Here is a 26,937-nt window from a genome sequence, read left to right on the forward strand (position 1 = left end):
GCGTTTCGACTGTGCAATCAACCATAGGAAATTTCGCCGCCTGTGGACAGGATCTGTCGCGTTCAGGCAACTCAGCAAGCGTACATCGCCAGCTTGCGCTGGATGAAATCAAGGAAGCACTGGATACGCAGCGCCAGCTGGGTATTGCGGTAGTACACCGCGTGGATCGGCTGGCGGTAGCCATTGTTGGCCGCGGCCAGGACCACTTGCAGGCGCCCGGCGCGGATGTCCTCATGGGTCATGAAGTGCGACAGGCTGACGATGCCCTCGCCGGCCAGTGCCAGCTGGCGCAGGGTCTCGCCACTGGAGGCGATCAGTGCCGGGCGGATGCTGAAGCGGTCACCCTGGGCGTGGCGCAGCGGCCAATGGTTGAGCGATTCGGGCTGGCTGAAGCCGAGCAGGCAGTGGTTGGCCAGGTCCTCGACCCGCTGCGGCGTGCCGTGCTGCGCCAGGTAGGCCGGGCTGGCCAGTACCTGCACCGGGCTGCAACCCAGGTTGCGCGCGTGCAGGCTGGAATCGGCCAGTTCGCCGATGCGGATCGCCACATCGGTGCTTTGCTCCAGCAAGTCGATGATCAGGTCATCGGTGTTCAGTTCCAGCTCGATGCCCGGGTACTCGCGACGGAACTCACCGATCCACGGCAGGATGGCATGCAGCATGAACGGCGCAGCGGCGTTGATGCGAAGGCGCCCGGTGGGCGTCTGGTGGTTCATCGACAGGCGCTCTTCCATCTCGTCCATCTGCTCCAGGATCAGCCGTGAGCGCTCAAGGAAGTAGCGGCCCTCTTCGGTGAGGTCCATGCGCCGGGTGGTACGGTTGACAAGAGTGGTACCCAGCTTGCCCTCCAGGCGCGACAAGGTGCGGCTGACGGCGGACGGGGTCTGCCCCATCTGCTCGGCAGCGGCAGAAATCGAGCCGCAGTCGATGACGGCGACGAATACCTGGAGTTCTTCGGATCGGGTTTTCACATTCGCGCCTGTGATGGGTACCTGCCTGGATTAGATCGCCTTGCCGAACACCTTGTCCAGATGTGCTTCGTAGGCCGCCAATGCCGCCGGCACATCCGGGCGCTTCATCACATCCACCGCCAGGTAAGTCGGCAGGCCGGTCATGCCAAGGAACTGGTTAGCCTTGTGGAACGGGAAGTACACGGCATCCACACCCTTGCCTTCGAAGAAATCACTCGGGTCATCGAACGCCTGCTGCGGCGCATTCCAGGTCAGCGACAGCATGTACTGCTTGCCGTGCAACAGGCCACCGCTGCCGTACTTCTGCGAATGATCCGAACGGGTACGGCCATCGTTGGCATAAAGGCTGCCATGGCCAGCGGTAAAGACTTCGTCGATGTACTTTTTCACGGTCCAGGGTGCGCCCATCCACCAGCCCGGCATCTGGTAGACGATCACATCGGCCCAGAGAAACTTCTCAACCTCGGCCTGCACGTCGTAGCCGCCGTCGATAAAGGTTTGCTGCACATCGAAGCCCGCGCGGTCCAGGTGAGCGATTGCAGCTTCGTGCAAGGTCGCGTTGAGGCGGCCTTCGGAGTGAGCGAACTGTTTACCACCATTGAGCAGAAGGATCTTTTTCATGCTGGCCTCCCGGGCCGCGTCAAAATTTGATGCCGGCAGGTTAGAGGCTCGCGGGGGCGGGATACAGGGGTGACTGGGCAAAATACAATTGACCGGAAGTCACGAATGAGCAAAGTATTATTGCCGTAGAATCGACTCACCACCCATCACCGAGTAGCGCCCCATGAGTGAGCAGTTCGCCTTTATCCTCAAAGCCAAGACCCGCCCGGAAATGGCTGATGCGTTCGAAACCCTGTTCCGCCCCTTCGTCGAGCCCAGCCGCCAGGAGCCGGGCTGCATCGAGTACCACATGCTGCGCGACCAGCAGGACCCGAGCCTGTTCGTGTTCTTTGAAGTGTGGGCCGACCAGGCCGCGCTGGATGTGCACTCGGCCTTGCCGCACATGAAGGCGTTTTTTGAAAAGCGCATGGACTACCTGGAGCGCGATTTCGATATCCAGCGGGTCGACATGCTCAGCGCATCAAGCGCTAGCCGTTGATCAGCAAGTGGCCGCCCAGGGCGGCCAGGCCGATGAAGAAGCAACGTTTGAACAGCAGCGCGCTGATGCGCTGACGCAACCACTGCCCGGCCAGCATGCCGAGCAAGGCGGGCGCCAACATCAGCAGCGAAGCCCCCAACGCCTGGCCACCAAGGGCATCCTGCCCGGCCAGGCCAACGGCCAGCGCCAAGGTCGACACCGTGAACGACAGGCCCAGGGCCTGGATCATCTGTTCACGGCTCAGGCCCAGGCTTTGCAGGTAGGGCACAGCAGGTATCACGAAAACCCCGGTTGCCGCCGTGACCACCCCCGTCAACAGCCCGCAGACCGGCCCAAGCCAACGCTCGTGCGCCGGCGCCAGGTGCAAGCCCGGGCCGACCAGCCCGTACAACGCATACACCAGCAAAGCCGCACCCAACGCGTGGATGGCCCATGGGCCACTGTCGATCCCCAGCCAGGCACTGCCCAGCAAGGTGCCAATGAAGATCAGCGCCAGCATCGGCCCCAGCCGCACCAGCAACGCCCGCAGGTGCCCGCCGCTGGCCAGTTGCCAAAGGTTGGTGAGGGTCGACGGCACGATCAGCAGTGCAGCTGCCTGCGCCGGCGGCATAGCCAGCCCCAGCAGGCCCATGGCGATGGTCGGCAGGCCCAGGCCGATCACCCCCTTGACCGCGCCGGCCAGCAGGAAGGTAAGCACTACCAGCAGCGAAAGGGCTGGGCCAATGTCCTGGTAGAAAGCTAGAAAAGTAGTCATGGGCTGATGATGGCGGTTTCCGGCCAGCGGGAAAATCTGCCATATACTCAGCCAGACTCTTGTAAAGACAGAGCCACATGCATTTCGACCTGATCGACCTCAAGCTGTTCCAGCACACCCTGGAGTGCGGCAACATCACTGCCGGCGCCAGCCGCAGCCACCTGTCACTGCCGGCAGCCAGCGCACGCATCCGCGCCATGGAGGCATCGCTGGGTATCCCGTTGCTGCAGCGCAACCGCCGTGGCGTGCAGCCGACACCGGCGGGTCAGGCACTGCTGCAGCATGCACGCCTGATAGCGCAGCAGGTCGAGCGCTTGCAGTTTGATCTGGGCCAGTACGCACAAGGGCAGCAGGGCCAGGTACGCCTGCTGTGCAACACAGCAGCACTCACGGAGTACCTGCCAGAACTGCTGGCCAGCTACCTGGCTGCACATCCCGGGGTCAGCGTAGATGTACAGGAGCTGCCGAGCCTGCGCATCGTGCAGGCGATTACCCAGGGCATGGCGGACCTTGGCATCGTTTCGACCGCAGCGCCCAACGAACACCTGCAAACCCGGCCGTTTCGCGACGACCCGCTGGTACTGGTGACGCCCTTGGGCCACCCGCTGGCCAGCGCGGTCGCGCCCAGTTTCATCGACAGCCTGGTGCATGGCCATGTCGGGCTGGGTGCCAGTAGCGCGTTGGCGTTGTACCTGGAAGAACAGGCCCTGCGTGAGGGGCGCCGTATGCGTGTGCGGGTGCGGGCCGAGGGTTTCGATGGGGTAATCCGCATGGTTGCAGGCGGGGCCGGGGTCGGGGTGGTACCGCTGGCAGCCGTGAAGCGCTGGCAAGGCGTGCTGCCGTTGCACTGGGTGGCGCTGGAGGAGGCGTGGGCCAACCGCAAGTTGCTGGTGTGCGCGCGGGACTTTGCGGCGTTGCCGGGCTATGCCGCAGCATTGGTGACCACCCTCACCCGTTGAAGCGTCAGTTCCTGCACAGTGGGTGCATTTTTTCGGCCGGTCGCACACAATCCCCCATCGCACCACGAAAAAGGATTTTCCAGTGGCATCGATCTACCAGCTCAAACCGCGCTTCCAGGCCCTGCTGCGCCCAGCAGTCCAGCGCCTTTACGACCGCGGTGTCACCGCCAACCAGGTTACCGTCGCCGCCGCCGTGGTGTCGGTCCTGCTGGGCTTGTTATTGGCCGCCCTGCCCCACGTCACCTGGCTGTTCATCCTGATACCGGTGTGGATGCTGCTGCGCATGGCACTGAACGCCGTCGACGGCATGTTGGCCAGGGAGTTCGGCCAGCAATCTACCCTCGGCGCCTACCTCAACGAACTCTGCGACGTGATCGCCGACGCTGCCCTGTACCTGCCCTTCGCCCTGCTGGCCGGGGTTTCTCCGGTGCTGGTGGTGCTGGTGGTGCTGTGTGCCACTTTCAGCGAATACGCCGGCGTCATGGGCCCGCTGGCTGGCGCCTCGCGCCGTTACGACGGCCCCATGGGCAAAAGCGACCGGGCCTTTGCCTTCGGCGTGCTGGGCACCGGGGTCGCCTTTGGCCTGCTGAACGGCAGCTGGATCAATGGCCTGCTGCTGGTCATCCTCGCGCTCTCGCTCTATACCCTCTACAACCGGGTTCGCCAGGGGCTGGCCGAAACCCGCTGAGCCCAAAGCCGCCGCAAAAAGGACGTTGATAATGCGCCAAGCGCAAGCGCTGCACTTCTCCACCCATGACGGTGTCGAGTTGCACTACCGTCATTGGCCTGCCACCCGCAACGAGCACCAGCCACGCCGGGCCGTGGTGATGTTCCACCGCGGCCATGAACACGGCGGGCGCATGGCCCACCTGGCCGATGAACTGGACATGCCGGGCTATGATTTCTTCGCCTGGGATGCCCGCGGCCATGGCCAGTCGCCAGGCGCACGCGGGGACAGTCCGGGGTTTGCCACCAGCGTGCGCGACGTGCAGACCTTCATCGAACATATCCAGGCCCATCACGGCATCGCCGAGCACGACCTGGTGGTGCTGGCGCAAAGCGTCGGCGCGGTGCTGATTGCCACCTGGGCCCACGACTACGCGCCCAAGGTACGCTGCCTGGTGCTGGCCTCGCCCGCGTTCAAGGTCAAGCTGTACGTGCCATTCGCCCGCCCTGGCCTGAAGCTGCTCAAGGCCTTGCGCGGCAACTTCTTCGTCAACAGCTACGTCAAGCCACGCCTGCTCACTCACGACCCCGAGCGGGTGATGTCGTACGTGGCCGACCCGCTGATCAGCCGGCCAATTTCGGTGACCATGCTGCTGGGCCTGTACGAAGCCGCTGACCGGGTAGTGGCGGATGCCCAGGCCATTCAGGTACCCACCCAATTGCTGGTATCCGGGGCCGACTTCGTGGTCGAGCGCCAGCCGCAGGAGCGCTTTTTCGAACGGCTGGGCTGCACGCGCAAGGAAATGCACATCCTGCCGGGCTTCTTCCACGACACCCTCGGTGAGCGTGACCGGGCCCATGCCCTGAAGCGGATCGAACGGTTCGTAGAGCACTGCTTCGCCAGCCCCGCCGCCCTGCCGTCACTGCTTGATGCCGACAAGACGGGCGCCAGTTGCGCCGAAGCCGAAAGCCTGGCCGCACCGTTGCCGCGCCACTCGCCGCGTGACCTTTACTGGCGCGCCACCCGCGCCGGGCTTAGCCTGGGCAAGGGGTTGTCTGCGGGGGTGAAACTGGGCTTCGACACCGGCTTCGATTCGGGCAGCACGCTCGACTACGTGTACCGCAACCAACCAACCGGCAAGGGCAAGCTGGGCCGCCTGGTCGACCAGAACTACCTCGACGCCATCGGCTGGCGTGGCATTCGCCAGCGCAAGCTGCACGTCGAGGAACTGCTGCGCCTGGCCATCGCCCGGCTGCGCGAACAACAGCGGCCCGTGCACATTGTCGACATCGCCGCCGGCCATGGCCGCTACATCCTCGAAGCACTGCAAGACCTTGAGCAGTTGCCGGACTCGATCCTGCTGCGCGACTACAGCGAGCTTAACGTGCAGCAAGGTAGCGCGCTGATCACCGAGAAGGGCCTGGCCGACATCGCCCGCTTCGTCCAGGGCGATGCCTTCGACCGCCAGAGCCTGGCCACGCTGGAGCAACCGCCGACCCTGGCGGTGGTCTCGGGGCTCTACGAACTGTTCCCCAGCAACCAGCTGGTGGGCAACTCGCTGGCCGGCCTGGCCGATGCCGTGGAAGATGGCGGTTATCTGGTCTACACCGGCCAGCCGTGGCACCCGCAACTGGAGATGATCGCCCGCGCCCTTACCAGCCACCGGGGTGGCGAGGCCTGGGTGATGCGACGCCGCAGCCAGGCCGAAATGGACCAGTTGGTAGAGGCGGCCGGTTTCCGCAAGCTGGCCCAGCGCATTGATGAATGGGGGATTTTCAGCGTCAGCCTGGCACAGCGGGTGCGCTGAATGAACCCGTCACGCGAGCCAGGGCTGATCCGCCGGGGCGTGTTCTGGCTTCTGCTGCTGGGGCCGTTGTTTTTCCTCAGCTATGGGCTGGCGAACAACCATACCGCCGGGCGTAGTGATGTCGGCAGCCTGGTGTTCGGCTGGGAGCGCAGCATGCCGCTGTGGCCCTGGACGATCATCCCGTACTGGTCGATCGACTTGCTCTACGGGCTGTCCTTTCTGCTGCCGCGCACACGCCAGGAAATGGACCGGCACGCGCTGGCACTGCTCAGCGCACAGGTGATCAGTGTCACCTGCTTCCTGCTGTGGCCGCTGCGGTTCACCTTCGAACGGCCAGAGCTGGGTGGGTTGTTCGGCTGGCTGTTCGATGTACTGATGGGCTTCGACAAACCGTTCAACCAGGCGCCATCGCTGCACATTGCGCTGCTGGTGATCATCTGGACGATGTTTGCCCGGCATGTGCAGCGCCAGCCCTGGCGATGGCTGATGCATGGCTGGATGGCGTTGATCGGGGTGTCGGTACTGACCACCTGGCAGCATCATTTCATCGATGTACCCACGGGTGCATTGGCGGGGTTTGCCTGCGTGTGGCTGTGGCCGCGTCAGGGTCGACTGCCCTGGCAACAGGCGCGCCTGGCACAGGATGCCAAGCGCTGGCGGGTGGCGTTTTATTATGCCGTCGGCGCTGTTTTGTGCGCTGTGCCTGCCGTTGTGTCGGGCGGCGCCTGGTTGTGGTTGGCCTGGCCGGCCGTGTCGCTGGCACTGGTTGCGCTGAACTATGGTGTGTTGGGTGCACGCGGGTTTCAGAAAGGCGCCGATGGGCGCTTGTCGAATGCGGCCAGCTGGCTGCTGGCACCGTATTTGGTCGGAGCGTGGGTCAATTCGCGGCTCTGGACCCGGCACCACCCACAGGCCGATGAAGTGTGCGATGGCGTGTATCTAGGGAGGATCCCAGGGCACAGCACACCATTCGCTGCGATTGTGGATTTGTGCGCCGAGCTGCCTTGCGCTGTCAGCCGCCCTGCTGCGGACATTTGTGGGAGCGGCCTTGTGTCGCGAAAGGGCTGCGCAGCAGCCCCGGCAATGTCTGCTGCGAAGCTGAACGGGGGCCGCTTCGCGCCCCTTTCGCGACACAAGGCCGCTCCTGCAACGGTCGCGCCAGCCTTTGAGTATCAGTGTTTCCCTACCCTGGATCTGATAGCGCCGGACGTTGCCCTGTTACAACAGGCCGCCAACGCCATCGAACGCCTGCGCGCCCAAGGCCCCTTGCTGGTCTGCTGTGCTCTGGGCTATTCACGCAGCGCCAGCGCCGTGGCCGCCTGGCTGCTGCTCTCCGGCCGCTGCAGCGACGCCCAGCAGGCCGAAGCACTGATCCGCAAAGCCCGCCCCGGCATCGTTCTGCACCCGGCACACCGCCTGGCCTTGCAACAGCTTGGAGCACTGCCATGAACCTGCGTGTGGTGGCCAGCCTGCTGGGTCGCGGCAAACAGCTGGAACGCTTGTCCGACGGCCTCACCCTGCTGGCCCTGGCCTACGGCCTTGCACCTTTGTTGGGTGCCCCACTTCAACCGCTGGCCAGCCTGCTGTGCGGCGTGCTGCTGGTGCTTGGCGTGATGCACAAGTACTGGGCCATCCGCGTGGCCATAGATGCCGAACTGTTCACCCACCTCGCCAGCAGCAACCACCTGGCAGCGGACACCCAGGCCCTGGACCGCGCCCTGTTCGAGCTGAAACTGAAACCGCAGGCCACGGACGCCCGCGCCTGGCCTGACCGCAGCCAGGCCGCACTGAACCTGTTGCGCCGCCAGGCAGCGTGCCTGGGCCTGCAGTTGTCGCTGGCCTTGGCTACCCTGCTGACACTGCCTTTGAAGGGATGACCTCCGATCCATGCTCGCCAACCTGACCGCCTACCTCATCACCTCCGCCGCCCGTCTGATCACGGGTGCCCGCGCCCTGTGGCTGGGTTGCACGCCGCTGCCAGTGCAGCGCCTGTACTTCGCCAACCACACCAGCCACGGTGACTTCGTGCTGCTGTGGGCTTCACTGCCGCAGCCCTTGCGCAAACGCACCCGCCCGGTGGCCGGCGCGGACTACTGGGCCAAGCCGGGCATCCGCGATTTTCTCATTCGCAAGGTGTTCAACGGCGTATTGATCGACCGCCAACGCAGCGAAGGCCAGGGCAGCCCGCTACAGCCGATCCTTGAAGCCGTGGCTCAAGGCGACTCGCTGATCTTCTTCCCGGAAGGCACGCGTAACCTGGGCGACGAGCCACTGATGCCGTTCAGAAGCGGGTTGTACCACCTGGCCGCGGCCAACCCCGACGTCGAGCTCGTACCGGTATGGATCGCCAATCTCAACCGGGTGATGCCCAAAGGCCGCGCCCTGCCCCTGCCGTTGCTGTGCACACTGAGCTTTGGCGAACCGCTGCACCTGCACGCTGACGAAAGCAAGCAGGCCTTTCTCGAGCGGGCCAGCCAGGCCCTGCTGACCCTGGCCCCGAAGGATGCCTGACATGGACGACAACACCCTTTCCCTGTTCGCCGGCATCGGCGCCCTGCTGCTGCTCGCCAGCGTGACCGGCCGCCTGCTGAAGTGGCGCGCCGGCCCGGCGCCACACGCGGTGATCGACAACCTCAACGCCCGCATCAACGCCTGGTGGGTGATGGTGCTGGTGATCGGCATCGCCTTCCTCTTCGGTAAATACGGCGTGATCGTGCTGTTCTATGGCGTGTCGTTCTATGCCCTGCGCGAATTCATGACCCTCACCCCGACCCGGCGCAGCGACTACCCGGCGCTGGTGGCAGCGTTTTATGTGGCACTGCCGGTACAGTACGTGCTGATCGCCATGGACTGGTACGGCCTGTTCAGCATCTTCATCCCGGTGTACCTGTTCCTGCTGCTGCCGATTTTGGCCAGCTTCGGCGGCGATACCACGCGTTTTCTCGAACGTGCGTCGAAGGTGCAGTGGGGGCTGATGATTGCGGTTTACTGCGTATCGTCGGTGCCCGCCTTGATGACCCTGGACATCCCCGGCTACGAGGGGCGGAACCTGCTGCTGATCGCCTGGCTGATCCTGGTGGTGCAGATCAGCGACGTGCTGCAATACGTGTGCGGCAAGCTGTTTGGCAAGCACAAGGTGGCCCCCAACCTGTCACCATCCAAGACCGTAGAAGGGTTGGCCGGCGGCGTGGCACTGGCCACCCTGATCGGCGCCCTGTTGTGCTGGATCACCCCGTTCACCTTCTGGCAGGCCGCGCTGATGGCGTTGGCGGTCAACGCCATGGGCTTCTTCGGCGGGCTGGTGATGTCGGCGATCAAGCGCGACCGCGGGGTGAAGGATTGGGGCCACATGATCGAAGGCCACGGCGGCATGCTCGATCGCATGGACTCGGTGTGCTTTGCCGCGCCGGTGTTCTTCCACTTTGTGCGGTACTGGTGGGCGTAACGAATGCACGCGTCCGCGATCAGTGTGAAAGCGCCAGTTCTCGCAACGCAGCCGAAGCCAGAAAACCGGAGCGGGATGCATAACGGTGATCACGCTTCACTTTTTCGTCTATCCGCTGAAGCAGGTTTTCCGGCAGCGTTGCATTGAAGCGAACCGCTTTGCCCAGATAGGGAGTGACGTCAAAATCCACTACGGCCCACACCCCGCCTTCATAGTCGGGGTTCGCCACATGGACATCGACTTCCTGTGCCTGCGGCAACGGCTCGTTATCTGCTACCAACCCTTCGAAATGAAGCGCCAGCGCCTCCTGAACGTTCTCCAGCGCCTGTGCGACTGTAGCGCCGGCGGAGAAGCAACCGGGCACATCGGGAACGGTCACGCCGTAATCCGAGCCGGTGTCTTTGTGTAATACGACCGGAATCTTCATTGATTACCTCCGTTGACGCTCGTGCTGGCAACGCTACCGGTTTGAATCAGACCGGCCTGTTTCAGAATGCTGCGTACCGTGCCTTTGGGCAGTTCGGTCTTGGGATGAGGAACAGTTACTCGCCCCTTTTTTGTGGGGTGCCTAAATTGGTGATGACTGCCTTTTACCTCGACCTCATACCACCCGTCAGCTTCGATTAGCTGGATGACTTCACGACTGCGCATGCACACTTCCTTCGGCAGTCGATGTGTATCATACACACCGAATTAACCAGAACAAAGCGCAGTACACACTATGCATACGTCTTGAGACTAGCGGACAGTCTGGATGAATCTGTAGGGACATGCGGAGTGACATGAAGGAAGTATCACCCTGCCACCGATGTCCTTGGAATCGTTGCCGACTCATGCCGCCGCAAGCGCCGACAGTGTGCACGTTGGGCTTGCGCACATCACTGTCGAGGTAAACCGCCTGCCATAGCGCGAGCAGACAGCTGGACGTCGAGCCCAGGCAACTGCGGCTCGGCCGATGGCCCTATGGTGACCAGTCATTCAGCCAGTCACCAGGAGTTGTCCCATGTCCGATTTCATCACCGTCCTGCGCGAAACCTGCCCGACGCCGGTCGTGGACGCCACCAAGTGGAAGCGCATCGGCGGCGATCCGCACACCGTCAACCTCAATGCCTACCTGTCGGCCGACGGCAGCAAGATCATGGGCACCTGGATCTGCACCCCGGGCAAGTTCGAGGTCAACTACGAGAAGTGGGAGTTCTGCCACTTCCTTGATGGCTACTGCATCATCACCCCGGAAGGCGAAGAGCCGAAGCACCTGAAAGCCGGTGACGTGTTCGTGATCGAGCCCGGGATGAAAGGCACCTGGGAAGTGGTCGAGACCGTGCGCAAGTATTTCGTCTTCGCCTGATTTGTAAACTTCACCGGCCCTATCGCCGGCAAGCCGGGCTCCCACAGGTACAGCACTGGCCTTCAAACCAGCGCTGGACCTGTGGGAGCCCGGCTTGCCGGCGATAGGGCCGGAACAGGCAAAAAAAATCGCGGGGCAGGTGCCCTTCCCTCTGGTGCGCAGTTACAGAGGGAAGGCCGCCTGGCCCGCGATGAAGCCCACCTCTTGCGTCAATCTTTCTTGCGATAACCCTCGACGATGGCCGAGAAGTCCTTGCCTCCCTCGCCACGCAGGCTCATGGCCTGATACAGCTGCTGGGCCACGGCGCCGAGGATCACCGGTTGGTGAGCCTGGCGTGCCGCTTCAGTGGCCAGCCCTAAATCCTTGAGCATCAGTTCGGCGCCAAAGCCGCCGGTATAGCCACGCGATGCCGGTGCCGTTTCGATAATGCCCGGCCACGGGTTGTAGGTGTCCGAACTCCAGCAACGCCCGGTCGAGCTGTTGATAATGCCGGCCAGCACCTTGGTGTCGATGCCCAGCGCGTTGCCCAGGGCCATGGCCTCGGACACGCCAATCATCGAAATACCCAGCAGCAGGTTGTTGCAGATCTTGGCGATCTGCCCGGTGCCGACTTCACCGCAATGCACGATGTTGCGGCCCATCTGCTCCAGTACCGGCTTGAGCGTGGCGAACAGCTCGGCGCTGGCACCGACCATGAAGGTCAGGGTACCCGCCGCTGCGCCGCCAGTGCCACCGGAGACCGGCGCGTCGCCCAGGTCCACGCCTTTGGCCGCTGCTGCCTTGGACACATCACGGGCGGTCTGGGGGTCGATGGTGCTGCAGTCCACGGTAGGCGTACCGGCACGAATACCGGCCAGCACGCCATCCTCGTTCAGGTACACGCTGCGCACATGGGCCGCAGCTGGCAGCATTGTGATCACCAGCTCGCTGTTGGCCGCCGCGTCCTTGGGCGACGGGCTGATCTGCCCACCCAGTTCTGCCAGCTCGGCCAGCACGGCCTTGTTGAGGTCGAACAGGTTCAGTTGGTGCCCGGCCTTGATCAGGTTGCGGGCCATGGGCGCGCCCATGTTGCCGAGGCCGATGAATGCGATACGCATGACTTCTCCTTAGCGCAGGCTGATGGTGGTGTTCACACCGTCATTGATGCTGTCGTCATCAAACCAGCGGGCGGTGACGGTCTTGGTCTGAGTGTAGAACTGCACCACTTGCTTGCCGTACGGGCCGAGGTCGCCGAGCTTGGAGCCACGGGAGCCGGTGAAGCTGAAGAACGGTACCGGTACCGGGATCGGGATGTTGATGCCGACCTGGCCGATATCGATTTCGCTCTGGAACTTGCGCGCTGCCGCGCCGCTCTGGGTGAACAGGCCGGTGCCGTTACCGAACGGGTTGGCGTTGACCAGCGCAATGGCCTCGTCGAGGGTATCGACCTCCAGGGTGACCAGCACCGGGCCGAAGATTTCCTGGGTATACACCTGCATGTCGGTCTTCACGCCCGAGAACAGGGTTGGGCCAACGAAGTTGCCTTGCTCGTAGCCCGGCACCGTGACCTCGCGGCCGTCGAGTTCCAGCTTGGCGCCTTCCTTGATGCCGCTTTCGATCAGGCCCAGCACACGCTCCTTGGCGCGTTTGGAAACCACCGGGCCAACGTCGGTGCCCGGTTCGCAGCCGGCATTGACCTTGAGCTTGCTCGCCGCGTCCTTGATGTCGGGCAGCCACTCACGGGCCTTGCCCACCAGCACCGCCACCGAGGTGGCCATGCAGCGCTGGCCCGCCGCGCCGAAGGCAGCACCGACCAGGGCGTTGACGGTTTGCGTGCGGTTGGCATCGGGCAGCACTACCGCGTGGTTCTTGGCGCCCATCATCGACTGCACGCGCTTGCCGTGCTGGCTGCCGAGGTTGTACACATGGGTGCCGACTTCGGTAGAACCGACGAAGGAAATTGCCTTGATGTCCTGATGCGTGCAGATGGCATCCACCACTTGCTTGCCACCGTGCACCACGTTGAGCACGCCTGCCGGTACGCCGGCTTCCAGCGCCAGCTCGACCAGCAGCATGGTCGACAGCGGATCCTGCTCGGAAGGTTTGAGCACGAAGGTGTTGCCGCAGACGATGGCCATGGGGAACATCCACAGCGGGATCATGGCCGGGAAGTTGAACGGAGTGATACCGGCGCATACGCCGATTGGCTGGCGCAGGGTGTAGGTATCGACACCGCCGGCGACGTTCTCGGCGAACTCGCCCATCTGCAGGGTACCAATGGACGCGGCGTGTTCGACCACTTCCAGGCCGCGGAAGATATCGCCTTCAGCATCGGCCAGGGTTTTGCCCTGCTCGGCGCTGAGCACCTGGGCAATGCGTTTGGTGTGTTCGCGGATCAGCGCCTGCAGCTTGAGCATGATGCGCATGCGCGCGCCAATCGGGGTGTTGCGCCAGGTCTGGAACGCGCTGTGGGCAGCCGCCACGGCAGCGTCGACTTCCTCGACGGTGGCGAACGGCACGCGCGCCAGCACCTCTTGGGTGGCCGGGTTGACGATGTCGCGCCACTCGGTAGTTTTCGATTCGACCCACTGGCCGTTGATCAGCAGCTTCACCTGCTCGACCTTGGTGCTGTTAGGGGACTGCGGTGCGTTCATCTGCGTTCTCCTTGGAATTATTGTCGGGACGAGATCGCCAGCGCCAAGCAAACGCGAGGTGGCGTCCTGAGGCTTGTTTCGAGTATAGATGTGCAAACATCCAACAAGAACGCACAAAAAAACCGGATCATCATGCAAAAAGACCTCACATCCCTGAGCGCGCTCAACTGGGACGACCTGAAGTTTTTCCTTGAAGTGGCCCGCACCCGCAAGGCCAGCAGCGCCGCCAAACGCCTGAGCGTGGACTACACCACGGTGTCGCGGCGGATCAGCTCGCTGGAGGGGGCGCTGGGCACGTTGCTGTTCGAAAAGTCGCGGACCAACGGCTTTGTCCTCACCGCCGAGGGCCAGCGCTTGCTCGGTTATGCCGAGTCGATCGAAAGCACGCTGCACATGGCGTGCGAGCAGGTGTCCGGGTCGGGCGTGGCGTTGTCGGGGCATGTACGCATGGGCTGCACCGAGGGCTTCGGCAGCTTTTTCATCACCCCACAGCTAAGCCACTTCGTTGATGCCTACCCGGCGATTTCTGTGGATATCCTGCCACTGCCGCACTTCATCAGCCTGTCCAAGCGCGAGGCGGACATCGTCATTGCCCTGGAGCGGCCGGAGCATGGGCCTTATGTGTGCTGCAAGCTGTGCGATTACCGCTTGCGGCTGTATGCGACCCAGGATTACCTGGACGGCCATGCGCCGATCCGCCAGGTAGCGGACTTGGCCAAACACCCGTTCATCAGTTACGTGGATGACCTGGCGTTCAGTTCGGAGCTTTTGTACCTGGCCAACCTGATTCCCGGTGCCAACGCGCACTTGCGCAGTACCAGTGTGATTGCGCAGTACACCGCCGCGTTGCAGGGGCGTGGGCTGGCGATACTGCCGTGCTTCCTTGCGGCGCAAGACCCGCGGCTGGTGACGGTGCTGCCCGAGGAGATCGAGGTGACGCGGCAGTTCTGGATGTACTGCCGGGAGGACTTGCGCAAGTTGAAGCGCATTACCTTGCTGTGGGATTACATCCGTGGGGTGACCGAGGCGAATGCACCGTTGTTGATGGGGGAAACCCGCGACATGCGCTTTGCCCAGGAGTGATGCTGCTGCGTAGCTCCTTTGCAGGAGCAGCCTTTTGCTGCGAAGGGGCCGGTCATGGCAATACAACTGCTGTGCCTGGTCTGGCCTCTTCGCAGCACAAGGCTGCTCCTACAGAGAAATGTGATAGCTCAGCGGACAGCGATCAGTAGGACGCCACCACGATCGACACCCGACGGTTTTCGGTGCGCCCGGCACTGGTGCGGTTGTCCGCCACTGGCTGGCTGCTGCCCAGGCCGCGGCTCTGGATGTTCTGCGCCTGCATGCCAACCCCGACCAGCGCCCTGGTCACGCTCTGCGCACGGCGCTCGGACAACTGCTGGTTGTACGCCGCTTTGCCCGACGAATCGGCATGGCCGTCCACCCGCACGCCCTGGATGCCAACGCCAAGCAGCGCCTTGCCAATGCGCTCGACAATTGCCTGGCTCTGGCCGTTGAGGCCATCCAGATCGCTACCGAACAGCACTTTGCCAGACAAATCATAGGCCCAGCCTTCATCGGTGGGGGTAAAGCCTTCGCGCTTGAGCACGGCGATCTGTTCGGGGGTCAGGCCTTTTTGGGGGGGGCTCTGGCAACCGGTCAGCGCCAGCACGGCGAGCAACAACGCCCAAAGGGGGAAACGTAAAGCGTGTATCACGGGTTCAACTCCTGTTCTTGATTTCATTGGCGGACCGTTCCGTCTGCGCCACTTGCCAATGGCCACGGCGTTTGCGCTTGGCCTGGTACATCGCCGCATCGGCGGCATTGAGAAGACTGGCGGGGTCAGCGCCGTCATCCGGGTAATAGGCAATACCGACACTCAGTGAGGTAGCGATACTGCGGCCACTGTCCAGCTGCACGGGCAGCTTCATGCTGGCAACAATCTTCTCGGCAATGAGCTCGGCGTCCTCGCGCGACTGCAAAGGCGTGAGCAGTACCGCAAACTCATCACCGCCCAGGCGTGCCACCAAGTCGTGCTCACGCAGTTGGGCACGCACGCGGTCGGCCACGCTGATCAGTACTTCGTCACCCACGGCATGGCCGAGGGTGTCGTTGATCTGCTTGAAGTGGTCGCTGTCGAGGAACAGCAGCGCCAGGTGGTCTTGCTGCCGCGCAGCGTTTCGCACGCTGCGGTTCAGGCGCCCTTCGAAGAAGGCGCGGTTGGGCAGGCCGGTCAGGCTGTCGTGGCTGGCCTGGTGGGCAAGGGTCTGGTTTTCGTTCTGCAGGTGGCTGTGCCATACCTCCAGTTCGTCGAGCAGGGCATTGAAGTCGTTGCCCAGTTCGTTGAGTTCGGCAATCGGTGCTTCCGGCACGCGCCGGTCGAAACTGCGCTCGCGGCGGGCGGCGTGGGCGACGCTGGCCAGGCCACGCAGCGGCCGGACGATATCGCTGAGCAGTCGCCGCGACAGGTATTGCGCCGCCAAGGCACTGAGTATTGTGCAGAACAGGATGCCGGCCAAGCCGCTCAGCAGGAACAGCAACAGGCTACGGCCCTGGCCGACCAGTTCGATGTGCCCGACCTGCTGTTGCTGGTGCAGGATCGGCAGGTTCACCGGCTCATCCAGCAACGCGGTGGCAACCTGCACTTCAAGCTTGGCGAGCATGCCAGTATCGGCGCGTTGCCAGTGCGCCAGCAGCTCGCCTTCGTCGTTGAAGACCTTGGCCTCGGCCACCTCCTCGCGACTGGCGATCAGCGCCAGCGATTCATTGGCCGCAGCACTGTCATCGAATACCACCGCCGCTTCCACGGTGTAGTTGATCGACCGGGCGATCAGGTGCAGGTTGTGATTGGCGTAGACGCGCAGGGCGAGCACGCCCAGCAGCGTGAGTGAAATACCGGCCAGGCCCACGGCGAGCAAGGCAACGCTGAGGTGGCCACGGCCCAGCACCGAGCGCAGGGTCGGGCGCACTCCCTGCTTGCGGCTCGGCTTCATGGCTGCACCGCCCGGCGCCGCGACAACTGCAGCACACTGGGGTGGATGCGTACGCCGGAACGCGCAACCGAGTCGAGGTTGACGTCAAAGGCCACCTGCTGGTCGCTGACCCGCAGGCAGAACAGGCTGCCAACCGTACACGGGTCGTTCGCTTCGCTGATGCTCAGTACCGGGTGGCCGCTGACGCGCTCGAACAGCCGGTCACGCTGGCCCTGGTCGAGTTTGCCGATGTAGATGGCATCGCAGGCTTGAGCGACCTGAGTGTCTTCTGCCAGCAGGCGCCGCACCTGCAGCGGGCGGCCGGACTCCTGCACATGGCCTTTGATCAGGTCATCGGCGTATTCGGTCGGGCCGACCAGGCACAAGCGCAAGGGTGAAGGTTCGACAGGCCAACGGGCGTAACTGAAGATGCCGAGTACCACTTGGGTGACGGCCTTGGCGCGTTGCTGCACCTGGGCGGCGGTTGTGGCGGTTTCTGCCTGGGCGGGGCCTGCAGAAAGGAACAGGACGGCCAGCAATAGCGAAAGCGCACAGCTTGTCACTCGCCTTGCGGCCACGTTCATGTGGGAAATCTCTTAAAGTCCTTACCACTACCGGCGCAAAGATAGCACATGGCCGCATCGTTGTAGGAATGAGCTGCTTCATGTGTCGGGGTTGATGGCCCAATCGCCGGCAAGCCAGCTCCCACAGGTGCAGCACAGCTTTCAAAGGCTGTGGAATCCCTGTGGGAGCTAGCTTGCCGGCGATTGGGCCTGGCGGTCTTACACCTGTTCCAGCATCAACCCGGAAATACGCCGCACCTTGCGCGCCACCGCTTCTTCGAAAATGCCCTGGCGTGGCTCGACCAGGCTGAAGCAGTGCTTGGCCCGGGTGATGCCGGTGTATACCAGCTCCTTGGTCAGCACCGGGTTGAGCGCATCCGGCAGCACCAGGGCCGTGTGGCTGAACTCCGAGCCCTGGGACTTGTGCACGGTCATGGCAAATACCGTTTCCACTTCATTGAGCCGGCTGGGCAAGACGAAACGCACACCACCACTGCCGTCGTTCCGCGGGAAGGCCACCCGCAGCAGCGGCTCACCGCGCTCGTCCGGCAGGCGCAAGGCAATGCCGATATCACCGTTCATCAGGCCCAGGCCGTAGTCGTTGCGGGTCACCAACACCGGGCGCCCTTCGTACCAGGGCTGCTGGCTGTCGATAAGGCCGGCATTGTGAAGCACCCGGGCCACCCGTTCGTTGAGGCCTTCGACACCCCAGGCCCCCCGGCGTACCGCGCATAGCAACTGGAAGTCTTCAAAGCTGTGCAGCACCTTGCCTGCCCATTGTTCCCACGCAGGGTCGTCAAAGGCGGTTTCCAGTGCAGGCCGGTAGCGGCCAAGGGTGCGCAGGTAGCTGCGATAGCCCTGCGGGCCTTCGGCACCGCGGTTCAGGCCGTCAAGTAGCAGGCGGTCGAAAGCACGGTCCTGCTCATGCTTGAGGGCAAGGCTGTGCACGTCGGCCGGCGGCTTGGCCAGCAGGTTGCGCGCCGCGTGGGAATCCTGGCGATTGACCAGCCGCGCCAGCTGGCCGATGCCGCTGCCTTCGCCGAAGCGCCGTGAGAAGCGCAGCATCACCAATTGCTGGGCCAGCGGATTGCGCTGCCCATCACCGGCCTTGAGGCCGCTGGCGGCCAGCGACTCGCCACTGATCTGCTCCAGCCACGCAGCGGTCGCTCGCGAGTAATAACCCTCTTCGGCATCCCGGCACAGGTCGCCCAGTACCGCACCGGCCTCGACCGAGGCCAACTGGTCCTTGTCGCCCAGCAGCACCAGACGCGCCCGGGGTGGCAAGGCGTCGAGCAGGTTGGCCATCATTTCCAGGTCGATCATCGATGCTTCGTCGACCACCAGCACATCCAGCGGCAGCGGGTTGGCGGCGTGATGGCGGAAGTGCCGGGAGCCGGGGCGGCTGCCGAGCAGGCGGTGCACGGTGCTGACGTCAGTGGGGATTTGCCCGCGTACTTCGGCACTGACTTGCAGGCGCTCGACTTGCTGGCCAATGGATTCGGTCAGGCGCGCAGCGGCTTTGCCCGTCGGCGCGGCCAGGCGGATGCGCAGCGGCCTGCCCTGCTCCACCGCCGGGCCTTGCAGCAAGGCCAGTAGGCGCACCACGGTGGTGGTTTTACCCGTGCCGGGGCCACCCGTGATGATGCTGAAACCGGCACGGGTGGCCAGCGCACAGGCGAGCTTCTGCCAGTCCACCTGGCCATCTGGTGCACCGCCCTCGAACAGCTGTGCCAGGCGATCTGACAGGTCGGGCAGCGGTGCTTCGGCCTGGGTCAGGCGCTGACGCAAGGTATGGTCGATACGCCGCTCGTAGCTCCAGTAACGGCGCAGATACAAGCGCTCACCGCTGAGTACCAGTGGCCGGGCTTGTTGGCCCGGGGTATCGCCAGCGGCCACCAGCGAGCTGGCGGCGATGCGCTGGCGCCAGGCATTCAGATCGAGGTTGGCCAGCAACTGCGACGGCAGCAGCAAGGGCCCGATCAGGGCATCGCCTTCAGGCGGCAGCGACAGGGCGAAGTCGGGCTCGGCCAGGGTTTGCTGCAGGTCGAGGCAGACATGGCCGTGGCCCAGTTGGTGGCTGGCCAATGCTGCCGCCAGCAACAGCAAGGGATCACTGCCGGGGGCGCGCTCTTCGAGGAACGACACGAACGCACGGTCCAGGGCCCGCAGCCAGCCCCGCTCTACCCAGCGGTCGAGCAGTTGCAGCAGGTCACCGCTGTCATGCTGCGGCGCCAGCGCCAGCAAGTGCTCGGCGTGCAACGGGGTGGGCAACAGGTCAACCAGGTTTCGGCTCATATCTCGGCTCCGGCAAACAGGTCCTGCTGTGCCGGTGGGTGCTCGCCACGGAACAGCGCATCAAGGCTTTCGATCAGCTCGCGCGGTGGCTTGGTGTGGTACACGCCGTGGCCGCTGCTGCTCGCGCCGCGCAGGAAGATGAACAGGGCGCCGCCGACATGGCGGTCGTAATCGTAGTCCGGCAGGCGAGCGCGCAACTGGCGGTGCAGGGCCAGCAGGTACAGCACGTACTGCAGGTCGTAGCGGTGCTCGATAATGGCCTTTTCCATGGCCATGGCGTCGTAGGCCTGGATGTCCGGGCCCAGCCAGTTGGACTTGTAGTCGGTGACGTAGTAACGCCCGTCCAGCTCGAACGCGAGGTCGATGAAACCTTTGAACATGCCGTTGAGCACGGTCGGCTGCGCCGCCGGGCGTGCCAGGCCCGGATGGGTGTGGCGTGCCACCAGGCGGTCGAGTTGTTCGGCGTCGACCTGGTGGCTCGCGAACCAGAACTCCATTTCGATCTGGTAATGACGCAACTGCCCCAGCATCACGCCCTGGTCGCTGCCCGGCAACGGGAGCGCCTCGCCCAGCAGGCGTCGCATCCACTGGCTGAGGGTGGGGATCCAGCCGGTCCAGTCGCGGCGGTTGCAGCGCTGGCCAACGGTCCGCTCGATCAACTGCGGGTCACTGCTGACCTGGCTGAAGCCCTCGCGGCCCGCCCATTCCAGCAAGCCATGCAGGAAGGTGCCGGGGTTCGGCCCCCGCGGGAAGCGGTGAATGTCGCCACTGTCGGCAGGCACCTCGCGCAGTACCTGGGCATCGACCACTTCGTCATCCAGCAGTTGCTGGGCCTGCGAACTGTCGGCAACCAGCGCCTGATCGCCGATACGCAGGGCGCTGTACGACGCGATCCACCAATGCTCAGCCGCTGCGCGGCGCGGCTTGCGTGCGGGCAGCAGCTCACGGTCGGCATGGGGCATGCGATACACCTGCTCATCTGCCGGCGGCAGGCCCGGGCAAGCGATGTGCGGACATGTCGCCGCCAGCGCCTGCAACCACTGGGTAAGCTGCTGAGAGCCTGCCAGGGCAAGGCCACCACCCAACAGATAGCCAAGTGCCGAGCGGTGCAGTTGTGAACTCTTTTGATTGCCACGCTTCAAGTCGGCAACACCCAGCCAGCAAGCATGCTGGGCACGGGTCAGGGCCACGTAGAGCAGACGCAGGTCTTCGGCCAGGCGCTCGTCGTCGGCCCGCTCGATCTGCGCCTGGTCCGGGGTCAGGGTGAGGTGGGCGTCGCCGTGGCTGTCATGCCAGGCCAACGGCAGGCGGCTGCCGTCCACCGGTTTGCTGGTGCAGATGAACGGCAGGTAAACCAGGGGATACTCCAGGCCCTTGGACTTGTGGATGGTCACCACCTTGACCAGCTGTTCGTCGCTCTCCAGGCGCAGGATCTGCTCTTCACCGGCCTGCCCGGAACTGGCCAGGTGCTCGGCCAGGTGGCGGATCAGCGCCTGTTCACCGTCCAGCTCACCCGCCGCCTGCTGCAGCAGTTCGGCCAGGTGCAGCAGGTTGGTCAGCACACGTTCGCCGTCACTGCGGCGGATCAGCGTGCGCGGCAGTTGGAAGTCGTGCAGCAGGTGCCGCAGCATGGGCAGTACACCTTGGCGTTGCCAGGTATCGCGATAATGGCGAAAACGCATGACCCAACCTTCCCAGACCCGTTCGTCCTGGGTCAGCCGGTCCAGCGCGGCCAGCGACAGGCCCAGTGTCAGGCTGGCCAGTGCGGCCTTGAGCAGGCGCTCCGAGTCTGGCTCGGCGCAGGCCTTGAGCCAGGCCAGCAGGTCGTGGGCTTCCTGGGCGGAAAACACCGAGTCCTTGTCGGACAGGTACACACTGCGCACATCGCGTGCGGCCAGCTCGGCGCGGACCATCTGCGCTTCATGGCCGTCACGCACCAGGATGGCGATGTCCGAGGGCAGGCACGGGCGCAGTTCGCCTTCGCCATTCTGGAAGCCCGCTGTGCCCTGCTGACCGCCATTGAGCAAGGCGACGATATGGCTGGCGCAGCTGGCCGCCAGCTGCTGGCGGTAGACACTGCTGGAGACTGGCTCTTCGCTTGCCAGCTGCCAGCATTGCAGGGCTGCGCTTGCTTCCCCGTCAATCAGCAGCTGTTCGCCACGGCCCTTGGCGCGGACTTCGATGAACGGCAGCGGGTTGTCATCGGGCTCGCGGAACAGGAATGCCCCGCGCCCCGCATCACGCGCCTCGGCCTGCAGGAATACCTGGTTGACCGCCGCGACCATGGCCGTGCTGGAGCGGTAGTTGGTGTCCAGGCTATGCAGCCGGCCGCTGGTGGCGCGCCGTGCAGCGAGGTAGGTGTAGATGTCGGCACCGCGGAAGGCGTAGATCGCCTGCTTGGGGTCACCGATCATGAACAGGCCGGTTTCTGCGCGGTTTTCGCTGATCTGGTAGATGCGCTCGAAAATGCCGTACTGCACCGGGTCGGTGTCCTGGAATTCGTCGATCAGGGCTACCGGGAACTGCTCGCGGATCAGGCCGGCCAGGCGTTCACCGGCCTCGCTGGCCAAGGCGTGCTGCAGGCGCACGAGCATGTCGTCGAAGCCCATTTCCGCACGCCGGCGCTTCTCGATTTCGAACCGCGCCGATACCCAGTTTGCGGCATGCTCGAGCAAGGGCGCCTCTGGGCTGTCCAGGGCCTGCAATTGTTGCGGCAGTGTCTGCATCGCGTTGAGGGCCGGGTGCTCGGGTGGCTCGCCCTTCCAGGCTTCGGCCATGCCATCTGGCGTCAGGCGGGTGAAACCGGTACCCAGGTCGAGCTCCACGAGTTGCTCGTCGCCGGCCCAGGCAGAGAGCTTGTCGAACCAGGGCTCGAAGTAACGGGCCTGCATCTTGCGGCCATCGACCTGCTTGGCGGCCAGCGCATCGCGGCAGATTTGCCGCAGTTCGTCGGCCCACTGCGCCCACGGCGCCTTGAGCCGGGCCAACTGTTCGCCACGTTGCTGCAGCGATGCCTGGATCAGGGCTGCGGGCTCTGGCCCGTCCTGCTGGGCGCGCACGCGGCCGAACAGTGGGCGAATGCGCGGCAGCAAGGCATCGGGGCTGCCCCAGTTGCCACGCACCCAGACCAGTGCGTCACCTTGCATGCCATAGCAGAAGCGCCGCCAGTAATCACGCATGACCTGGCCGAGCAGTTCACTGTGGTCGGTTTCCAGGGTCTGGGTGAACAGGCTGCCGCTGTCGAAGGCATGCTCGCGAAGCATGCGCTGGCACCAGCCGTGGATGGTCGATACCGCAGCCTCGTCCATCCACTGCACGGCGATTTCCAGGCGGCCTGCACAACGCGGCCAGGCCTCTTGCGGATAATCGTCACGCAGCTGATGCAGCAGCGGGTCTGCGCGTTCCAGTTCGCCACGGAAGAACCGTGCAGCCTCTGCCAGACGGGCGCGGATACGTTCGCGCAGTTCCTTGGTGGCTGCATCGGTGAAGGTGACCACGAGGATCTGCGGTGGCAGCAGCTCGCGACCAAAACCCTGCTCACCTCCGTGGCCGAGGATCAGGCGCAGGTACAGCGCCGAAATGGTAAAGGTCTTGCCCGTACCGGCGCTTGCCTCGATCAGCTGGCTGCCGTGCAGGGGGAAACTCAGTGCCAGAGGACGGTCCTGGGTCATGCGCCTTTCTCCGGGTTGCCCAGGGCCTGCCAAGGGGCGGTGAACAATGGGCGGTACAAGGTTTCGCACCAGCCTTCAAAGGTTTCGTCAGCGGTGAGTGCGGCGAAGTCGCGGTACTGTCGGGCCAGGGCGATGCTTTCATTGCGCTCACCGAAACTGGTGCGCTCGTCGCCCTCATAGGCACGGGCAGCTGCGGCCAGGGCTTTGTCGGCATCGTCCTGGGCCAGCCAGGCGAACGCAGTCTTGGCTGCAACCGGCAGCGGCGCGTTCATTGCCGCCTGGCGGGCCACCAACAGGTCGCCCAGCAGTTGGGCGGCCTGGTCTTGCGGCAGCGGTGCGAGCAGCAGAGTCAGGTCACTGGCCACCAGGGCACTGTTGTAGTGGTAGCCCGCCGCGCAGGCCGCCAGGTGCGTAACCCAGGGCGCAATCAGGCGGTGCCACTTGAGGTTGTTGCGCCCGGCGCTGATGGTGTTAGGCACGGTGGTGATGCTCAGCAGGCTCTGGTCATCAGCCTGGAACACACGGCCCAGCCAGCCTTCGAGCCGATGTTGGCCGTGCTCGAAATGCACCGGCAACGCGCCCTCGACCAGCTGGGGCCAGCGTTGCAACAACTGGCGGTGGCGTTGCAGCAAGTCTGGTAGAGGTTCGATCAACTCGCTTTGCAGCAACTCGCCAAAGCCGGCCAGCGGCAGCAAGCCACAGGCCTGCAGACGTCGGGCCTGTGCCTGCAAGGCTTGCTCGGCATTGTCCGGCTCGGACAGCGCCGCACCCAGCAGGCTTTCGCTGGCGCCGTAGCGTTGCAGGGTATCGAGAACGAACGGTTCTTCATCTGGGGTTGGCGCTTCCAGCGCTTCGAAATACACCTTCAGCCGCTGACTGAAGAAATGCCGCACCGGGTGGCGCAGAAAGTCATTCAGTTGGGTGAGGCTCAACGCTTCATTGTCCTGGTAAGGCGGCAGGTCGGAGTCGCCCTGCTCATCCTCCTCACTCTGCCGGTGCAGCACCTGCCATTCGTGGGCGAAGCTGAACAGCGGGCTGCCCTTCTCGAAGTAACGCGAGCTGAACGGTTGCAGCGGGTGCTCCTGGGTCAGGGCGTGTAAAAACTGCTCGCCCGGTTGTGCGGGCTGCCCTTGCTCTGCGCCGGCCAGATGCCAACCGGCGGCGAGGTGATCGCGCAACTGGCCGATCAGTACCGAGGCCGGGCGTTCGCTGTTGTCGCGGATACTGCGCCCGATCCAGCTGATATACAGCTGGTCACGTGCCGACAGCAGCGCTTCGAGCAGCAGGTAGCGGTCATCTTCGCGCCGCGAGCGGTCACCGGGTCGGTAGTCGCTGGCCATCAGGTCGAAGTCCAGCGGTTGCTGGGCGCGGGGGTAGTCGCCATCGTTCATGCCCAGCAGGCAGACCACGCGAAACGGGATGGCGCGCATGGGCATGAGGGTGCAGAAGTTCACCGAACCGGCGAGGAAACGTTGCGACAGCTTGCCCTGGTCGAGGCCCGACAGCCAGGCTTCACGGACTACGGTCAGCGGCAGCGGGTCTTGCAGGTCAACGGCCTCGCACACTTCGAGCCAGCTGTCGCGCAGCTCCTGCAACTGCATCAGCAGGAATTCGTCGTGCTCGCCCTCCGCGAGGAAGAACACTTGCAACAAGGCATTCAGGCGCTCCCCCCACTGGCTGACGGTAGCAGGCTCGGACAAGGCTTGATAGGCCACTTCGAGCGCGTCGAGCAGCGCGGCCAGCGGGCCGATCAACGCCGCGTCCAGGCCACCGATTTCATCGTAGGGTTCGATGCCATCACACGCTTCACCCACGCCCACCGCGTAGCCCAGCAGCATGCGCCGCAAGCCAAAACGCCAGCTGTTCTGTTCGAGCCCTGCGGGCAAGCCCAAGCTGGCCCGCTGCTCGGCATCAAGCCCCCAGCGAATGCCGGCGCCCTCGATCCAGCGGTGCAGGGTAGGCAGGTCGTTTTCGCGAATGCCAAAACGTGCCCGCACGGCCGGTACGTCCAGCAGGTCGAGCACTTCGCTGACCGCGAAACGGCTGTCCGGCAACTTCAGCAGGTGTTCGAGGGCGATCAGCAGAGGCTCGCGACCGCGCTGGCCCTGGTCGGTGAGGGTGAACGGAATGTAGCGCGGGTCATTGCGTTGCAACTGGCCGAACACCGCGCGGATATGCGGCGCGTAGGTGTCGACGGCCGGCAGCATGACGATCACGTCACGCGGGCGCAAGGTAGGGTCGGCGCTGAAGCGGGCCAGCAGCTGGTCGTGCAGGATCTCCACTTCGCGTTGCGGGCTGTGGGCAATGTGGAAACGTACCGAACGGTCTTTCACCGTGTCGACTGCCGGCCAAAGCTCGCGGGTTTCGGCGAGCGGGCGCAGCTCGAGAATGTCGTCCTGCAACTGGTTTAGCAGCGTTGTGGGCGAGCCATCACTGAATAGATCGATGCGGCCATCGCTGAACACACCCTGGTAGCTGCCTGGGTCGTCATAACTGTCGAGCAGGTTGATGTAGTCACGGCCTTGTTTGCCCCAGGCTGCCAGCAACGGGTGGGCATGTTGATGCAGCGACTGGTCGTCCAGTTGCAGGGGCATGCCCTGCTTGCGCTGCTGGCGCTTGTACTGATGGCGCAGCAAATCCTTGTCGGCAACGATATCGGCCCAGTGGTGGCGGCAGGGGTTGTGCACGCACAGCAGCACCTGACTGAAGCGTGCCAGGCCCGCCAATGCTTCCAGGGCCTGGGCTGGTAGCGAAGAGATACCGAACACGATCACCCGCGGTGGCAGCCCGGCCGGTGCCTGCTGCAGGCTGTTGATACGCTCGATGAAGCGCTGATGCACCCCGGCGCGGCTCTGTGCCATGCCCGCTTCACCGACATCATCCAGCAGCGCACGCCACAATTCGGCCTGCCAGCGATTACCCGGGGGCAGCGCTTTACGCTCGCCGCGGGCGGTGTTGAGAATGTGCTCGCCCGCCGCCCAGTCCTTGAGCCAATCAGCGCGGTAGACCTGGTACTGGTCAAACAGGTCGGCCAACCGCTCGGCGAGCTGGTAACGCTTGCGCAGGTCGCTGTCGTCGGTAAGGAAGCGCCGCAGCGGTTCGAAATGCGGTCGCTCGATCAGGGCCGGCAGCAGGCGCATCAGGCGCCAGGTCAGCGGGGCCTTGTCGAGCAGGGAAACTTCAGGAATTTCATCGCGGCCCAACACGCTTCGGTATAACTGCCACATGAAGCTGCCGGGCAGTTGTACATCGATTGCGGCAGCGATGCCACAGCCACCCTGGTCGTCTTCAAGCGGGTCTTCGGCCAGGGCGAGCTTGAGCCATTGGGCGATGCCATTGCTTTGTACCAGGGCGATTTCGTTTTCCAGCGGCGCCAAGGGGTAGCGACGCATCCAGCTCACCACCAGACTGCGCAGGTCGTCGAGGCGGTTGCCGTGGACGATCATGAAGCCGGGGTGGAGAGTGGTAGTAGCCATTGAGCATTCCCTGGGAGGCGGTTGATTCCGATGCGAAACCATATCACGGGGCATGCCGTGGACCATGGCATGCATGGAGACAAATCTTTTCCTGGGCGGAAAAGACAAAACCCCTACCTGCATGTGCAGATAGGGGTTTTGCGAAATGAATCTTGACGATGACCTACTCTCACATGGGGAAACCCCACACTACCATCGGCGATGCATCGTTTCACTACTGAGTTCGGGATGGGATCAGGTGGTTCCAATGCTCTATGGTCGTCAAGAAATTCTGTAGCCA

23 protein-coding genes and 1 rRNA gene are annotated in these 26,937 nt (G+C 64.0%); 10 read left to right on the forward strand and 14 right to left on the reverse strand.

Features of this window, described 5'->3' with window-relative positions; all coding sequences use genetic code 11:
* Positions 1-71: 71 nt before the first annotated feature.
* Together WF331_RS08905 and WF331_RS08910 are read right to left on the reverse strand one after the other, a co-directional pair.
* Positions 72-968, reverse strand: a complete 897-nt coding sequence (locus WF331_RS08905; protein ID WP_016497915.1) for a LysR family transcriptional regulator — start codon at positions 966-968, stop codon at positions 72-74.
* A 30-nt stretch (positions 969-998) separates the two neighbouring features.
* The gene (locus WF331_RS08910) at positions 999-1,589 is read right to left on the reverse strand and encodes an NAD(P)H-dependent oxidoreductase (RefSeq protein WP_049274996.1); all 591 of its coding nucleotides are present in this window, start codon (positions 1,587-1,589) and stop codon (positions 999-1,001) included.
* A gap of 163 nt (positions 1,590-1,752) precedes the next feature.
* Between WF331_RS08910 and WF331_RS08915 the strand changes: the two genes are divergently transcribed.
* Entirely contained in the window at positions 1,753-2,067 is a 315-nt protein-coding gene (locus tag WF331_RS08915) for a putative quinol monooxygenase (RefSeq protein WP_016497913.1), read from the forward strand.
* On the opposite strand, the gene WF331_RS08920 is transcribed toward WF331_RS08915, so the two are convergent.
* Entirely contained in the window at positions 2,057-2,821 is a 765-nt protein-coding gene (locus WF331_RS08920) for a sulfite exporter TauE/SafE family protein (protein ID WP_284360410.1), read from the reverse strand. The genes WF331_RS08915 and WF331_RS08920 overlap by 11 nt on opposite strands.
* Positions 2,822-2,898: 77 nt before the next feature.
* Between WF331_RS08920 and WF331_RS08925 the strand changes: the two genes are divergently transcribed.
* The 7 genes from WF331_RS08925 to WF331_RS08955 all read left to right on the forward strand — a co-directional run bounded on the left by WF331_RS08925 (position 2,899) and on the right by WF331_RS08955 (position 9,699).
* On the forward strand, positions 2,899-3,780 hold the full coding sequence (locus WF331_RS08925; protein WP_016497911.1) for a LysR substrate-binding domain-containing protein: 882 nt from the start codon (positions 2,899-2,901) through the stop codon (positions 3,778-3,780).
* An 82-nt stretch (positions 3,781-3,862) separates the two neighbouring features.
* Positions 3,863-4,468, forward strand: coding sequence for a CDP-alcohol phosphatidyltransferase family protein (locus WF331_RS08930; protein ID WP_016497910.1), 606 nt, complete (start codon positions 3,863-3,865; stop codon positions 4,466-4,468).
* A 31-nt stretch (positions 4,469-4,499) separates the two neighbouring features.
* On the forward strand, positions 4,500-6,254 hold the full coding sequence (locus tag WF331_RS08935; protein ID WP_197898750.1) for a bifunctional alpha/beta hydrolase/class I SAM-dependent methyltransferase: 1,755 nt from the start codon (positions 4,500-4,502) through the stop codon (positions 6,252-6,254).
* Positions 6,255-7,703 carry a phosphatase PAP2/dual specificity phosphatase family protein gene (locus WF331_RS08940; protein WP_340622816.1) on the forward strand — a complete coding sequence of 483 codons (1,449 nt, stop codon included), beginning with the start codon at positions 6,255-6,257 and terminating at the stop codon, positions 7,701-7,703.
* Positions 7,700-8,131 carry a hypothetical protein gene (locus WF331_RS08945; RefSeq protein WP_284365322.1) on the forward strand — a complete coding sequence of 144 codons (432 nt, stop codon included), beginning with the start codon at positions 7,700-7,702 and terminating at the stop codon, positions 8,129-8,131. Before WF331_RS08940 ends, WF331_RS08945 begins: the two co-directional genes overlap by 4 nt.
* Positions 8,132-8,141: 10 nt before the next feature.
* Positions 8,142-8,765 carry a lysophospholipid acyltransferase family protein gene (locus WF331_RS08950; protein ID WP_284365320.1) on the forward strand — a complete coding sequence of 208 codons (624 nt, stop codon included), beginning with the start codon at positions 8,142-8,144 and terminating at the stop codon, positions 8,763-8,765.
* A gap of 1 nt (position 8,766) precedes the next feature.
* Complete coding sequence (locus tag WF331_RS08955) at positions 8,767-9,699, forward strand: phosphatidate cytidylyltransferase (protein WP_016489124.1); 933 nt, start codon at positions 8,767-8,769, stop codon at positions 9,697-9,699.
* A 19-nt stretch (positions 9,700-9,718) separates the two neighbouring features.
* On the opposite strand, the gene WF331_RS08960 is transcribed toward WF331_RS08955, so the two are convergent.
* Positions 9,719-10,126 carry a type II toxin-antitoxin system HicB family antitoxin gene (locus tag WF331_RS08960; protein WP_016497905.1) on the reverse strand — a complete coding sequence of 136 codons (408 nt, stop codon included), beginning with the start codon at positions 10,124-10,126 and terminating at the stop codon, positions 9,719-9,721.
* Positions 10,123-10,350 carry a type II toxin-antitoxin system HicA family toxin gene (locus WF331_RS08965; protein WP_019473103.1) on the reverse strand — a complete coding sequence of 76 codons (228 nt, stop codon included), beginning with the start codon at positions 10,348-10,350 and terminating at the stop codon, positions 10,123-10,125. The genes WF331_RS08960 and WF331_RS08965 overlap by 4 nt, the downstream gene beginning before the upstream one ends.
* Before the next feature lie 352 nt (positions 10,351-10,702).
* On the opposite strand from WF331_RS08965, the gene WF331_RS08970 reads away from it, so the two are divergent.
* Complete coding sequence (locus WF331_RS08970; RefSeq protein WP_003258412.1) at positions 10,703-11,047, forward strand: cupin domain-containing protein; 345 nt, start codon at positions 10,703-10,705, stop codon at positions 11,045-11,047.
* 209 nt (positions 11,048-11,256) lie between these two features.
* On the opposite strand, the gene mmsB is transcribed toward WF331_RS08970, so the two are convergent.
* Positions 11,257-12,144, reverse strand: coding sequence for a 3-hydroxyisobutyrate dehydrogenase (mmsB, locus tag WF331_RS08975; RefSeq protein ID WP_016497903.1), 888 nt, complete (start codon positions 12,142-12,144; stop codon positions 11,257-11,259).
* 9 nt (positions 12,145-12,153) lie between these two features.
* On the reverse strand, positions 12,154-13,680 hold the full coding sequence (locus tag WF331_RS08980) for a CoA-acylating methylmalonate-semialdehyde dehydrogenase (protein WP_016497902.1): 1,527 nt from the start codon (positions 13,678-13,680) through the stop codon (positions 12,154-12,156).
* Positions 13,681-13,812: 132 nt separating this feature from the next.
* Here WF331_RS08980 and WF331_RS08985 point away from each other — a divergent pair, with 132 nt between their 5' ends.
* Positions 13,813-14,763, forward strand: coding sequence for a LysR family transcriptional regulator (locus WF331_RS08985; protein WP_041167549.1), 951 nt, complete (start codon positions 13,813-13,815; stop codon positions 14,761-14,763).
* 142 nt (positions 14,764-14,905) lie between these two features.
* Here the strand turns inward: WF331_RS08985 and WF331_RS08990 are convergent, their stop codons facing one another.
* The 7 genes from WF331_RS08990 to rrf all read right to left on the reverse strand — a co-directional run bounded on the left by WF331_RS08990 (position 14,906) and on the right by rrf (position 26,923).
* Entirely contained in the window at positions 14,906-15,397 is a 492-nt protein-coding gene (locus tag WF331_RS08990; protein ID WP_016497899.1) for an OmpA family protein, read from the reverse strand.
* Between the two features lie 4 nt (positions 15,398-15,401).
* Entirely contained in the window at positions 15,402-16,673 is a 1,272-nt protein-coding gene (locus tag WF331_RS08995; RefSeq protein WP_197898752.1) for a diguanylate cyclase domain-containing protein, read from the reverse strand.
* Positions 16,670-17,236, reverse strand: a complete 567-nt coding sequence (locus tag WF331_RS09000; protein ID WP_016497897.1) for a YfiR family protein — start codon at positions 17,234-17,236, stop codon at positions 16,670-16,672. Before WF331_RS09000 ends, WF331_RS08995 begins: the two co-directional genes overlap by 4 nt.
* A gap of 198 nt (positions 17,237-17,434) precedes the next feature.
* Positions 17,435-19,510 carry an exodeoxyribonuclease V subunit alpha gene (gene recD, locus WF331_RS09005; RefSeq protein ID WP_016497896.1) on the reverse strand — a complete coding sequence of 692 codons (2,076 nt, stop codon included), beginning with the start codon at positions 19,508-19,510 and terminating at the stop codon, positions 17,435-17,437.
* Positions 19,507-23,181 (reverse strand): exodeoxyribonuclease V subunit beta, encoded by a 3,675-nt coding sequence (recB, locus tag WF331_RS09010; RefSeq protein WP_279923828.1) that lies wholly within the window; start codon positions 23,179-23,181, stop codon positions 19,507-19,509. The genes recD and recB overlap by 4 nt, the downstream gene beginning before the upstream one ends.
* The gene (gene recC / locus WF331_RS09015) at positions 23,178-26,657 is read right to left on the reverse strand and encodes an exodeoxyribonuclease V subunit gamma (protein ID WP_340622817.1); all 3,480 of its coding nucleotides are present in this window, start codon (positions 26,655-26,657) and stop codon (positions 23,178-23,180) included. Before recC ends, recB begins: the two co-directional genes overlap by 4 nt.
* A gap of 150 nt (positions 26,658-26,807) precedes the next feature.
* A 5S ribosomal RNA gene (gene rrf, locus WF331_RS09020) occupies positions 26,808-26,923 on the reverse strand.
* Between the last annotated feature and the right edge of the window lie 14 nt (positions 26,924-26,937).

Source organism: Pseudomonas sp. YNh (assembly GCF_037993085.1).
Lineage (GTDB): Bacteria > Pseudomonadota > Gammaproteobacteria > Pseudomonadales > Pseudomonadaceae > Aquipseudomonas > Aquipseudomonas putida.